Source organism: Bacillus sp. MUM 116 (assembly GCF_001866655.1).
Lineage (GTDB): Bacteria > Bacillota > Bacilli > Bacillales > Cytobacillaceae > Neobacillus.
The window spans coordinates 1-12,127 of the sequence record NZ_MLYR01000065.1 but is presented as its reverse complement, the minus strand read 5'-3'; the positions used below and the strand labels follow the sequence as shown (position 1 = coordinate 12,127).

Annotated in this window: 13 protein-coding genes; 8 read left to right on the top strand and 5 right to left on the bottom strand. The window is 36.5% G+C overall.

The genetic code is table 11. The features are described from left to right. Positions 1–4: 4 nt before the first annotated feature. The 3 genes from BIV60_RS16380 (at position 5) to BIV60_RS16370 (ending at position 4,302) form a co-directional block, all read left to right on the top strand. Positions 5–3,007: an ATP-binding protein gene (locus BIV60_RS16380; RefSeq protein WP_071356781.1), complete on the top strand. Its 3,003-nt coding sequence runs from the start codon at positions 5–7 to the stop codon at positions 3,005–3,007. 55 nt (positions 3,008–3,062) lie between these two features. Beyond that, positions 3,063–4,007 (top strand): 3'-5' exoribonuclease YhaM, encoded by a 945-nt coding sequence (yhaM, locus tag BIV60_RS16375; protein ID WP_071356780.1) that lies wholly within the window; start codon positions 3,063–3,065, stop codon positions 4,005–4,007. Between the two features lie 106 nt (positions 4,008–4,113). Further along, positions 4,114–4,302, top strand: a complete 189-nt coding sequence (locus BIV60_RS16370; protein WP_071356779.1) for a sporulation YhaL family protein — start codon at positions 4,114–4,116, stop codon at positions 4,300–4,302. 39 nt (positions 4,303–4,341) lie between these two features. Here BIV60_RS16370 and BIV60_RS16365 read toward each other — a convergent pair whose 3' ends face one another. After that, a complete protein-coding gene (locus BIV60_RS16365) occupies positions 4,342–5,220 on the bottom strand; it encodes a peptidylprolyl isomerase (RefSeq protein WP_071356778.1) in 879 nt (292 codons plus the stop codon). 194 nt (positions 5,221–5,414) lie between these two features. Here BIV60_RS16365 and BIV60_RS28550 point away from each other — a divergent pair, with 194 nt between their 5' ends. Beyond that, complete coding sequence (locus tag BIV60_RS28550; RefSeq protein WP_141770476.1) at positions 5,415–5,510, top strand: YjcZ family sporulation protein; 96 nt, start codon at positions 5,415–5,417, stop codon at positions 5,508–5,510. 90 nt (positions 5,511–5,600) lie between these two features. Here the strand turns inward: BIV60_RS28550 and BIV60_RS16360 are convergent, their stop codons facing one another. Beyond that, positions 5,601–5,780, bottom strand: coding sequence for a hypothetical protein (locus BIV60_RS16360; protein ID WP_026574454.1), 180 nt, complete (start codon positions 5,778–5,780; stop codon positions 5,601–5,603). 213 nt (positions 5,781–5,993) lie between these two features. On the opposite strand from BIV60_RS16360, the gene BIV60_RS16355 reads away from it, so the two are divergent. After that, positions 5,994–6,338 (top strand): DUF1878 family protein, encoded by a 345-nt coding sequence (locus BIV60_RS16355; RefSeq protein WP_071356777.1) that lies wholly within the window; start codon positions 5,994–5,996, stop codon positions 6,336–6,338. Here BIV60_RS16355 and BIV60_RS16350 read toward each other — a convergent pair. The 3 genes from BIV60_RS16350 to BIV60_RS16340 all read right to left on the bottom strand — a co-directional run bounded on the left by BIV60_RS16350 (position 6,335) and on the right by BIV60_RS16340 (position 8,335). After that, positions 6,335–6,907 carry an HTH-type transcriptional regulator Hpr gene (locus BIV60_RS16350; protein ID WP_071356776.1) on the bottom strand — a complete coding sequence of 191 codons (573 nt, stop codon included), beginning with the start codon at positions 6,905–6,907 and terminating at the stop codon, positions 6,335–6,337. The two genes, BIV60_RS16355 and BIV60_RS16350, sit on opposite strands and share 4 nt — an antisense overlap. 342 nt (positions 6,908–7,249) lie before the next feature. Next, positions 7,250–7,780: a tryptophan transporter gene (locus BIV60_RS16345; protein WP_071356775.1), complete on the bottom strand. Its 531-nt coding sequence runs from the start codon at positions 7,778–7,780 to the stop codon at positions 7,250–7,252. Positions 7,781–7,915: 135 nt separating this feature from the next. After that, positions 7,916–8,335, bottom strand: coding sequence for an HIT family protein (locus BIV60_RS16340; RefSeq protein WP_071356774.1), 420 nt, complete (start codon positions 8,333–8,335; stop codon positions 7,916–7,918). A 622-nt stretch (positions 8,336–8,957) separates the two neighbouring features. Here BIV60_RS16340 and BIV60_RS16335 point away from each other — a divergent pair. From BIV60_RS16335 to BIV60_RS16325, 3 genes are all read left to right on the top strand, one after another. After that, complete coding sequence (locus BIV60_RS16335; RefSeq protein WP_071356773.1) at positions 8,958–9,698, top strand: ABC transporter ATP-binding protein; 741 nt, start codon at positions 8,958–8,960, stop codon at positions 9,696–9,698. Then, the gene (locus tag BIV60_RS16330; RefSeq protein ID WP_071356772.1) at positions 9,691–10,902 is read left to right on the top strand and encodes an ABC transporter permease; all 1,212 of its coding nucleotides are present in this window, start codon (positions 9,691–9,693) and stop codon (positions 10,900–10,902) included. Before BIV60_RS16335 ends, BIV60_RS16330 begins: the two co-directional genes overlap by 8 nt. A gap of 378 nt (positions 10,903–11,280) precedes the next feature. Beyond that, positions 11,281–12,003, top strand: coding sequence for an EcsC family protein (locus tag BIV60_RS16325; RefSeq protein WP_071356771.1), 723 nt, complete (start codon positions 11,281–11,283; stop codon positions 12,001–12,003). Positions 12,004–12,127: the final 124 nt, after the last annotated feature.

The window sequence follows — 12,127 nt, the reverse complement described above, 5'->3', positions numbered from 1 at the left end:
TTATATGAAAATTGTCGAAATCCAAATTTATGGCTATGGGCAAATGGAGAATCTGCAAATCAAAGACTTAGCTGATTTCCAAGTTTTCTTTGGAGAAAATGAAGCGGGCAAGTCAACAATAATGGCATTTATTCATGGAATTTTGTTTGGTTTTCCGACAAAACAGCAGTCTTCAGAGTTGCGCTATGAGCCGAAACATAATGCCAAATACGGTGGGAAAATCAGAATCTATCATGATGAATTTGGTTTTGCTATCATTGAACGGGTAAAAGGGAAAGCTGCTGGGGATGTAAAGGTTTCATTAGAAAATGGGACAGTGGGTGGAGAAGACCTTCTTAAAGAATTAATGGGGAATTTTGATAAAAGTTTATTTCAAGCAATTTTTTCCTTTAACCTTCATGGATTGCAGAACATTCATCAAATGAAAGGTGAAGAGATTGGAAGGTTTTTGTTTTCCGCGGGGACATTAGGAACTGAACGCTTATCCGAAGCAGAGTCGAGCTTGCAAAAGGAATTGGAAACTAGATTTAAACCAAACGGGAAGAAGCCATTAATCAATGAAAAATTACAAGAACTACATGAACTTAATAGACAGCTAAAAATAGCTTTAGCCAAGAATGAAGAATATGATTCTTATATCACCAAACGGGAAGCTAATAAAAAGGAAATGGAAGAAGTCCATCAAATACTCTCCGAAATACAAGATTCTACTGAAAAATTGAATGAGTGGAAGAAAATTGAGTCCCTTGTCAAAGAGGAATTATCGACGAAGGGGGAGCTTTCTGAATTAGGGGAGATTCAATTTCCGGCTCAAGGAATCGAGCGGTTTGATCGATTAAATCAATTGCTCCTACCGTATAATGCTCAAATCATAGGCGTTCAGGAAAGAATTGAAGGCTTAAAAAAAGAATTATCAGCCTTACAGCCGGACGAGGTATTTCTTGAGAACGAATCCGCCTTAACAACGGCTTTGGACCAGTTGCCTTTATTTGATCAGTTAGAGCTGGAGAAACAACAATGTCTCACAAAAGTGCAGGACCTAAAGGGAAGGCTTGCTGAAACGCTTGACCGCCTTCATTTTCCATTAACAGAAGAAGAACTACTTGCCATTAACACCAACATCTATGTGGAAAGTGAAGTAGAAACCATAACGACCCGCGGCCAAAAGCTTGATGAATGGAACCTGGAATTGGAAGCGTCCTTTCAAGAAGAAAAGTCTGCACTTGAAAAACTGGAGCAAGAGGCAGAATTTGCAGAAAGTCAGCTGCTTTCCAGTAAAGACAGGGCCTTCCTTGAAGAAAAACTTAATAATGGGGATAAAAAAGGTTTAGAAAATGAATTAAGTTTCATTAAAGATAAAATTGATTATTACCGTCTCGCAAATGAACGTGAACAAAGTACTTGGAAAAGCCTTCAAAAGCAAAGGAAGACACAACTCCTGCTGTTTGAATTCATTTTGCTTGTGTTGGTCTTATACGGAATTTTTACTAAACAATGGGGATTTACAGCCATTGGTGTCATTGCTGCTATTTTAACTGCCATATTTTTGTCTAGAAGTTTTCAAGAACCAAAAGCAAAAAATCTCAATCAAACCTTAGATTCATTGAGGGAAAAAGAGAAACAGATCAGCCAAAAACTTAATTCTGCCGATTATGCAAACTTTGAAAAACTGCAGGAGCAATTACACCTTGATAATCGGCGAAAAGAGCAATTACAGGTAATGAAACTGCGGCTTGAACAGCAGAATGCCCAATATGAAAAGGTTATCTCCAAATTTGAAGTATGGGAAACAGAGACTTCCAAATATAAGGAGCAGCTTTTAAAGATCGCCAGCCAATTAAAAATTCCTGATCATATTGCAAAATCCCATTTACAAGAGGCATTCCAGCTCATTGAACAATATAAATTATTATGGAGAGAAAAAAGCCATTTGCTTGAGCGTGTATCCCAATTGAACGAGAAACAGTTCGCTATTGAAAATAGTGTTGATTTTTTTGCCAAACGCCACTTATCAGAAATCCATGTAGATCTGCATAAAAAGGGTTATGCACTCAGGGAAAAATTTAGAACGGAACACGAGAAAAAGATAATGACGCAAGAAAGAAAACGCAAGCTTGAGGATTTTGCTGCAGATTTAAAACAGAAAAGTCAGGAACAGCACCACTTACATGAAGAAATAGAAAAACTTTTTGATGAAGCGATGGTTGAGAATGAACAGCAATACTATGAACTTGGGGTTAAGGCTGAGAAACAAGCACGGCTTAAAGAAAGATTAAAAGATATTCATCAGCAGCTTCAATATTCAATTATTCCTGAAAGTGAGCGAGACCAATTTTTACAAATTCATAATCTTAATGAAATACGAGATCGTCAGCAAAAAGAAGCCATTCGATTAAAAGGTAGATTGAAGGAATTGCAGGAGGAAGAAGCTACGATTAAATATGAGGTTCAGGTCCTCGAAGAGGGTGGTGTTTATTCTGAATTTCTTCATCAATTTAAACAGAAAAAATGTGAGTTTGAAGAGTTGGCAAAGGAATGGTCAGTGTATTGCCTTGCACAAGATATCCTGTCCAGGACCGTTGAAAAATATAAAAATACTTATTTACCAAGAATGCTTTCCAAGGCGGAAGAATACTTGTTTTTTCTCACAGAGGGGAGATATCATCGTATTCATCTTCAAAAATCGGGGACCGGCTTTTTAATTGAAAGAATGGATTACACAATCTTTGAGGCAAATGAACTTAGCCAGGCAACAACTGAACAGGTATATGTATCCATCAGGCTTGCCTTGGCGACCACGCTATATGAAAAGCATCACTTCCCAATTATCATTGATGATAGCTTTGTGAATTTTGACGCCAAGAGAACAAAAAAAATAATCGAACTACTTAAGAGATTAAAACAAAATCAAATATTATTTTTTACTTGTCATAACCATTTACTTTCGAATTTTTCACATGAAAATATATTATTGCTAAATAAAGGGATTGTAGAGATTCCTTCATAGTGCCATAGACCAATATGTTATACTAGTTTTCAAAGGGAAGGGGCGTTGGAATAGGATGAATAAAGGAATTCTTTATTATAATGTCGGTGATCAGGTTGAATTGTTTTTACTGATTAAAAGCGCCACGAAAGGGAAAGCCAGCAACGGAAAGCCTTTTTTGACGCTTATATTACAAGACCAAAGCGGAGAAATTGAGGCGAAACTATGGGATGTCGGTGAAGAAGATGAAATAAACTATGCACCTCAAAATATCGTAAAAATATTAGGGGAAGTTCAAAATTATCGTGGGAAAAGTCAGTTGAAAATTAGACAAATCCGCAAATCAGGGCCTAACGACCACGTTAACCTGGATGACTTTATTGAAACTGCGCCGCTCAGTCAAGATGAAATGACAAGTAAACTGACCCAATATATTTTTGAAATGAAAAATCCTAATATCCAAAGAATCACAAGGCATTTAATAAAAAAGCATCAGAAAGCTTTTTTAGTCTATCCGGCTGCTACAAAAAATCATCATGAGTTTGTTTCCGGTCTTGCCTATCATGTAGTAAGTATGCTTGATTTAGCTAAGGCTATTTCTGCTTTATATCCTAGTCTAGACAGAGATCTTCTTTATGCAGGGGTCATTTTGCATGATATGGGGAAAGTGTTAGAGCTGTCAGGTCCTGTCTCGACTGTTTATACTATTGAGGGAAACCTTCTTGGCCATATTACCATTATGGTGAATGAAATTGGCAAAGCAGCTGATGAATTGGGAATTTCCGGGGAGGAAGTGTTAGTCCTTCAGCACCTAGTTTTAAGCCATCATGGAAAGGCTGAATGGGGAAGCCCGAAGCCGCCAATGATTAAAGAAGCGGAAATTCTGCATTATATTGATAATTTAGATGCAAAAATGAACATGCTCGATCGTGCGCTTGATAGAGTAAAACCAGGGGAATTCACCGAGCGGATTTTTGCCTTGGACAATCGTTCATTCTATAAGCCAGTTTTTCATAAGTAAGATAGCCCAGTGGGTTATCTTTTTTATTTTAATAAGCATAAATATTGGAATCTCGAATAAAGTGTAATAAAAACATGGACAACCAATCGTGGAGGGAGTAATAATTATGTCTATTCCTTTATGGGTATTTGCAGTTGTAGCTGGAATCGTTATAAGTGCCATTATGGCTATTAAGACAGGCAGGGAAGAACGCCAGTTGGAAATGGAGAGCATTGAAAAAGAAGGAGAAATCTATTTAGAGCGTTTGGAAAAGGAAAAAGAAAAACGAGAAAATGAGAAGGTTGCGGGAGTATAAGAAAAGAGTGACTCATGGGGAGTCACTCTTTCCTGTTTTTTACTGCTGTGGAGCAGTGGGTGATTCTGTAGATGGATTAAGAGCGTTTTTAAGGTCTTTATCGCTTACAGTTACATTTGCCGCTTTTAATTCACGCTGCATGGCTTTGTTAATTTCATCATTCGTTAATTTTGATGATTTTACTTGATTCTCTAAATCTTTTTTCATTTGTTCAAATGATTTTTTTGGTTTTTTGTCTGTAACCTGGATAATATGATAGCCAAACTGAGATTTAACCGGGTCACTAATTTCATTGACCTTCAGTGCATAGGCAGCTTTTTCAAAAGCAGGGTCCATTTTTCCGGTGCCAAACCAGCCTAAATCGCCGCCGTTTTGAGCTGAACCTGGATCCTGTGAATACTTTTTAGCCAAATCTTCAAATTTTGCGCCTGCATCTAATTGCTTCTTAATTTCTTTTGCGGTTTTTTCATCATTCACAAGGATATGGCGTGCCTTAATTTCAGGCTGATATTTAGCGTAGGCATCTTTTAATTCTTTATCAGTAACCTTTACGTCTTTCATGGCTGCCTTTTCCTGCATCATGCCAACTTTCATTGTTTTCTTCAAGTCAGCTTCACTTTTATAGCCATATTGAGCTAGAGCAGCATCAAAATTTGAACCAAGTTGTTCTTTTAATTGAGCAACTTTGTCGTCCAATTCCTTGTTTGTCACATTGTATTTCTTAGCAAGAACCTTTTCATAAACTAATTGCTGCAGTGCTTGAGTTCCAATCTTATCTTTCATTGCTTGGTAAAGCTCATCTTTTGTTACGTTACCAGCATCCGTTTTTGCTACAATATCCGATGAACCCGATTGATTACATGCACTTAATGCAATAACCCCGCCGGCTAAGGTAAGGGCTAATAACCATTTTTTCACAATGAACCTCTCCTAAACAGTAGTTTCTTGTGGCACACAATACTTGACCACAACCTATACTATAACATAAAAGGGAAAAACAGCAAAAATTTAAGACATGTAATTTAGGCTTTTATCAAAAATTTATATGGAGCCTAGGCGAATTAAGCCTATCTTGAATAGGATATTGTAAGCAGTATGAAGGAGGGAAAAGCATGACAGGTGCAGCTGGAGGTTATGGTGGAGGGTTTGCGTTAATCGTTGTCCTTTTCATCTTATTAATTATCATTGGAGCAGCTTGTGTTTGGTAAAATTGATAAAACTAAAAGCGATGGGAAAATCTCATCGCTTTACATTTTATAAAAGAATTTACTTACTCATCATGCTGGTAATTAAGGTATTCATGTATATAATATCTCCACGTATGACGATACAAGTAAAATGGTAATAAGGACATTAATGGTCCGGAATACCTTATGCTGCCGATCTTCTGGAATTTCCTTTTGAATACAAAGGGAATTAGTCATTTTATTTACATAAAACAGGATAAAAATTGCAAAGACAATAAAAATGGAGATCATCAGCGATTCCCTCCTTGATGTTCATCATTATACTCTTACTACAATATCAAAAAAAATAAAAAAAAGATAGTCTAAAAGAGTGAAAGAAAAAAGGCTTAAAATGTTATGATGTTAATAGGCTCTGATGCGTGAAAACAAAAAAGTGTTTACCTTTTTGTTGAAAAGGTAAATAATGAACATAAAGGTATTGATCCGAAATGAGGTAAAGCCCCAATGGAAAATCAAGAATTACTAAATAAAATTCGTTTGCTTGAATATCATCAAAAACTTCTTCTAACAATGATCAACAATCCTAAACAGGAATTTTACAGGATGATTATTGAAATAGGCCTTTCTGAGCAAGAAGTAAGGGAGTTCATGCAAATTTGTGACGAATTGAGCATAAAAATGGAAGAACAAAAAGCGGAAGGATTTATTAATTTTCAACCGCTTTTTACCGAGTTTTTATATTTACTACCAGAAAAACTGGATTATAAGGAAGTAATTCTGGCTTGTTCTTCCCAGGGACTTTATTTACCACTTATGTCGGAATTGAATAAATATATATACGCTGATTAAACAAGTTCTTGTTCTGATTTTGCTTTTATTAGTTTGCCCTCTTGCTCCGTAAATTCACTTTCAACGTTATGGAAGGATCGTTCGAAAATCTCCATGAAATCATCCCCGTAAATATTTCGAACAATCGCCATCATTTCAATGATGTCCGGGAATTTTCCGTATAAATCTCGAAGTGGTAAAGCACCGGTATATACGGCATTCTTGTTTGGGTCATATGACTCCATCAATTGAAGCAATATCTTTTCCCCTTCAGGCGTAAGTTGGATATACGTATTCCTTTTGTCATTTTCTTTTTTGGAAAATTTCAGCAATCCTCTTTCTTCTAACTTTTTTGAAAAATTAAATGCTGTGGAGACATGCATGACCCCGAATTTTGCCACATCGGAAATGGAAGCACCGTTTAAATGATAGGCGATCCAAATAATATGATGTTCATTAATATTTAAATCAAAAGGTTTTATCCACTGTTGCCAATCCTTCTCAATCGACTTCCATAAGGCTTTACTTAATTGAGCAACTCGTTGGCTAAAAAGCATCGCTTCTTTCATAGAATATTGTTTCTCTGACATCCCCAATTTCACCTACTTTTTTATTTCTCTATTTTCATTATGCCAATAAAATAAAAATTAATAAAGATATAAATTTACTAAATCTTTAGAAATTACAATAATCTTGCTAATTTTTTGATAACTTTTTAGAAACTAAGGGGTACGAAATAATTCTTATACCTATTTTACGAGTTTTTCGAATTAATTCCAACCTTTTGAATATTCTATTGCTAAAAAAATCTTCAATAAGATTTTTCTCTATGTACCCAAAAATGTCAGGTCCATAAAAATGGAACAAAAAATGAGAAATATTATATAAAGAAAAGAACCCTGTGGGTTCTTTTCCAGATTGTAATCCAAACATTATTTTTGAATAACAGACGGTGTTGCCAATTTTGTTCTTTTTACAACTGATTGAGCAATTGGATATAAAATCACCATAGCAATAGTATTGACAACCGTTGCAGGTAAAACTACTGCGGCGAAAAGTCCAACAAAGGGACCAGGTAATCCAACAATTACAAAAGCAGACGATAAAAAGACAGTTCCAGATACCAATGTACCAAGCGCTGTTAAAACAGCAGCACTAATTATGGAATTACGAAATTGTTTTAAAGCAGCAAATAAGCCAAAGAAAACAAAAGCAGTGACAAGTTTGTCAATGATATTTGGAATTTGACCACCTGGAAAACCAGTTGTTAATGCAGAAATAATTCCGGTAACAAGAGCTAAAAGAAGAACATTCTTAAACTCAGGAAATAAAATAATTCCTAAAAACATCATTAATAACATCATGTCAGGCTTCATGCCCAGAAAAATTGGCGGAATCACCGCGTGTAAAACAGCCCCAATCCCTACTAGTAATGCCAAGGCAACAAGATTCTTTGTATTCATTTCTCAACTCTCCTCTTCTAATCTCTTCTGTTGGTTTCTCCTGCAGTGCACTCATTGCCTACAGCGAAAAACTTGTAATCATTATATCACATTATTATTAAAATGATAAAGAGATAATTTTCAGATAATTATAAATTAAAGGTGCCTTTTTATTCCAGACGCCATGTCCTGTAAGATTGCTGGGGTATAATCACTTTGGTTATTCTTCCATACTGCACCAAAACCATCACCTTTACCGTAGCGTGGAATTAAATGCATATGATAGTGAAATACTGTTTGTCCCGCTTGATCACCATTATTATTAACCGTATTTAATCCAACAGGTTCAAATTCCTGCTTTAAGGCATTGGCGATTTCTGGGACCACTTCAAAAAGGTTTCGGGCAATTTCAGGTGTTAATTCAAAAACATTTTCCTTATGTACTTTCGGGATAACAAGGGTATGGCCCTTTGTGACTTGGCTAATATCTAAAAATGCCAGTACATGTTCATTTTCAAATACTTTTGCTGATGGAATTTCACCATTAACAATTTTGCAAAAAATACAATCGCTCATTATTTGCACAACCTTTCAACAAATGTTTGTCTTATTTTACCATGCCTTGGAGGAATACAAAAGAAAAGAGCAGAATCCGCATAGGATTCCGCCCTCTCGAAGGGGAATTGCTTCAATTGGAACGTTCATTTAGGAGTGTTCTTTGATAAACACCTCATTTGTCCTTAGAGTGTTTTTTATAAAGAAACATCATTGTTCAAGCTGACCATCCCCTATGTTGTTTTTAAAGTTTAGTGTTTAGCCTAACTTATAAAAACAGGTGGCGATCTGCGGTAAACACCTCATTTGTAGTTTATTTGTGAATAAACTTGGTTTATTTTTCAATAAACCTTGGTGTTAATGAACTTTAAATGGTTAGCATACACTTTGTACAACACAACCATCCCCTTATTTTGAAACGATTAGAAGCTCACTTGTTTGAAAGGAAATTGTCTTTAACAGACACCTCATTTCAAGTTTTGATGAATTTCTTCATCGAAGTAAGTTGTTTCCCCTTCGAATATTATGATGTCCCATCTTGCGAGTTCTATACAAAAAAATATAAAAAAATTGAATTTCTATTTTTATCGCGGCCAATTTGCTAAAATGAAAATTAATATCAAGCATTGGAAGGGCGTTGTACATGTCTTTATTAACGATTGAACACCTTGTCGGGGGATACACCAAAAATCCCGTACTGAAAGATGTTTCATTTGAAGTAAATGAAAAAGAAATCGTCGGACTTATTGGCTTAAATGGTGCCGGAAAAAGTACCACCATTAAACATATTATTGGATTAATGGAACCAAGGTCAGGGGAAATCAAAATTAATGGTCAAATTTTCACTGAAAATAAAGAAGCATATCGAAGACTGTTCACCTTTGTACCGGAAACCCCGATATTATATGAAGAGCTTACACTTGATGAACATTTGCGCCTAACTGCGATGGCTTATGGCCTAAATGAAACGGAATATAAGTCGAGAGTTACACCATTGCTTAAGGAATTCCGAATGGAAAAACGGCTAAATTGGTTTCCTGCCCATTTTTCAAAAGGAATGAAGCAGAAGGTCATGATCATGTGTGCCTTTTTAGTTCAACCTGCACTTTATATTGTGGATGAACCATTTCTAGGCCTAGACCCACTCGGAATTCAATCCCTTTTGGATTTGATGAAAAAAATGAAGGAGAATGGGGCAGGGATTCTTATGTCAACCCATATCTTGGCCACTGCAGAGAAATATTGCGATCGTTTTGTCATTCTACATGAGGGGAAAATCCGCGCAAAGGGAACCTTAACTGAGTTACGTAAAGAATTTTCTATGCCGGAAGCGTCTTTAGATGATCTGTATATTCAATTAACAAAGGAAGAAAATTATGTTTGATGAAAAAAAGCTTTGGAAAGATCGATTTGGACGAAGGCTAAAGGATTTAGGAAGTTATTTGCGCTATATTTTTAATGGCCATCTAGTGGTTGTGTTGTTATTTCTTATTGGTTCAGCTGCTTTTTATTATCAGAATTGGATAAAAACACTCTCTGAAGGTTTTCCTGCCGAACTGATTATCGCAGTGGTGATTGGGTTATTTTTAACGTACAGCCCAGTTTATAATTTTCTGCTTGAGGCAGACCGGGTTTTCCTAATTCCACTTGAAACCCGGCTTCGTGATTATTTTTTGCGTTCGGGGATTGTAAGTCTTGTTTTCCAAGGCTATATCCTTTTAATGGTTTTGGCCGTTTTGATGCCAATGTATGCTCGTGTAAGCTCTAACGGTTTTCATTCCTTTTTGCTGTTTTTTGTAGTGTTATTGATGATTAAAGGGTGGAATTTAGCGGTAAACTGGAAAATTCACTTCTTTGTTCAGCCCTCAATTTATCGCTGGGATATGGTCGTACGCTATTTTATCAATGGAGTATTTACCTTTCTTCTATTTAAACAAGCCAATTTCCTGATTCTGTTGATTATGTTTTTAGTGATAGGTTTCTACTATTGGACGTTTTGGAGTCGAACAAAGAAGCTTGGGTTAAAATGGGACATGCTGATTGAACAGGAAGAGAAAAGAATGGCGGCATTTTATCGTCTTGCGAATTTATTTACAGATGTTCCAAAGTTAAAAGATACGGTAAAAAGAAGAAGATGGCTCGATGTTTTCCTGAAGCGAATTCATTTTACACAGAAAAACACATATTTATATTTGTTTTCACGGACGTTTTTGCGATCCTCGGATTACTTGGGGCTATTTGTTCGCTTAACAGTCATTGGAGCGCTCGCTTTGTATTTTATCTCGTTTGGTTTTGGGCAAATATTGCTGGCTGTTTTATTCTTATATTTAACTGGATTTCAGCTCATGCCGCTTTGGAATCATCATCAAAACAAACTTTGGGTTGATCTTTATCCAGTCTCAACTCCATTTAAGTCAGCTGCGTTCCAATCCCTATTAATGGTCATTCTAGTGCTGCAAGTAATATTGTTTGCCTTATTTATTTTGATAAAAGGCGATATCATAATTGCAATGCTCGAATTCGCTGCAGGACTAGCGTTCTCCTATATTTTTGTTTACGTTTATAGTAGGAAGAGGTTAAAAGCCTGAAAATTACCTGCGCCAGGCAAACGCCTGGCGTTTTAAGTGGAGAAAGTGGAATTGATAAGGGTAAAAAGAGAATTGGAAGGTAAAAGGTGAAAAGTGGTGGGTAAAAAGGAAGAGCGGAATGTAAACTCCCCACAGTTGTGGGTAAAGAGCCAAAACTGGTGGGTAAACGAAATAAGGATGAAGCTGGTACCCGAGCTGGAGTTGGAAATTTCCTCAAAATGGTAACCGTTAAAATTGCAAATGATAACCTTTACCAATTTCCATTTATCTTTTACGGGAAAATTTAAGGATCGTGTTTACCATCAGCAGCAGAATGAAACCTTTATAAGGTGATTTCCGTAAAATAAGAGAAGGCGGTATAAAAAAGGTGTGTTTCCCATGAATGATTATGAATTAAAGGTGTATGATGAGGTAACGGATTGGAAATTTAAAATGACGAAACGCTCGGGGATGGTGAGTCGATTTTCAAAAAAAGCACAAGGAAAAATAAACGGATTAATTCCCGAAAAAGTTCATCAGGTCATTACCGAAAGTATTAAAGCCATGGTGAAAACCACATTATTCGGCTCACAAATGACCACAAACCAAACACAGGCAGTAGGTATAACCCTCAAGGAACGTGATGACTTAATGCGAAAGAAAACGGCAGTCTTTCAAAAAACAGCACTAATTGAGGGAGCGGGAACCGGTGCCGGGGGAATCCTACTCGGACTTGCGGACTTCCCCTTACTGCTTACAATCAAAATGAAATTTCTTTTTGAAGCAGCTACCATTTATGGCTTTAACACGAATGAATATGAAGAAAGACTGTTTATTCTTCATGTTTTCCAGCTGGCGTTTTCAAGTGATGCAGTTCGAAGAGAGACACTAAAGAATATCGAAAATTGGGAGGAGCGGAAACAGGCGCTCATGGAAATGGATTGGCGCAAGTTTCAGCAGGAATACCGTGATTACATTGATTTTGCCAAAATGCTGCAGCTTGTACCCGGAATTGGCGCATTTGTCGGTGCTTATGCCAACAACAACCTTCTCAAACATTTAGGCGAAACGGCAATGAATGCCTATAGGCTGCGGATATTAACAAAAGCCCCTGAACTTTAAACCATTCAAGGGGCTCTTTTTTTATGAGATAAGAAAGAAAATTCGGCTTCGAGAATTGTCCAGCGCAAGCGTCCTGCCCCTCGAAGTCACAAGCCAATCCGTCCAAAAGGTTAAAGAACAACCT

Bases quoted from the DNA above. Each gene is read 5' to 3' on its own strand.
- BIV60_RS16380 (WP_071356781.1), top strand. From the start codon at position 5: ATGAAAATTGTCGAAATCCAAATTTATGGCTATGGGCAAATGGAGAAT.
- yhaM (WP_071356780.1), top strand. From the start codon at position 3,063: ATGAATAAAGGAATTCTTTATTATAATGTCGGTGATCAGGTTGAATTG.
- BIV60_RS16370 (WP_071356779.1), top strand. From the start codon at position 4,114: ATGTCTATTCCTTTATGGGTATTTGCAGTTGTAGCTGGAATCGTTATA.
- BIV60_RS28550 (WP_141770476.1), top strand. From the start codon at position 5,415: ATGACAGGTGCAGCTGGAGGTTATGGTGGAGGGTTTGCGTTAATCGTT.
- BIV60_RS16360 (WP_026574454.1), bottom strand. From the start codon at position 5,780: ATGATCTCCATTTTTATTGTCTTTGCAATTTTTATCCTGTTTTATGTA.
- BIV60_RS16355 (WP_071356777.1), top strand. From the start codon at position 5,994: ATGGAAAATCAAGAATTACTAAATAAAATTCGTTTGCTTGAATATCAT.
- BIV60_RS16350 (WP_071356776.1), bottom strand. From the start codon at position 6,907: ATGTCAGAGAAACAATATTCTATGAAAGAAGCGATGCTTTTTAGCCAA.
- BIV60_RS16345 (WP_071356775.1), bottom strand. From the start codon at position 7,780: ATGAATACAAAGAATCTTGTTGCCTTGGCATTACTAGTAGGGATTGGG.
- BIV60_RS16340 (WP_071356774.1), bottom strand. From the start codon at position 8,335: ATGAGCGATTGTATTTTTTGCAAAATTGTTAATGGTGAAATTCCATCA.
- BIV60_RS16335 (WP_071356773.1), top strand. From the start codon at position 8,958: ATGTCTTTATTAACGATTGAACACCTTGTCGGGGGATACACCAAAAAT.
- BIV60_RS16330 (WP_071356772.1), top strand. From the start codon at position 9,691: ATGTTTGATGAAAAAAAGCTTTGGAAAGATCGATTTGGACGAAGGCTA.
- BIV60_RS16325 (WP_071356771.1), top strand. From the start codon at position 11,281: ATGAATGATTATGAATTAAAGGTGTATGATGAGGTAACGGATTGGAAA.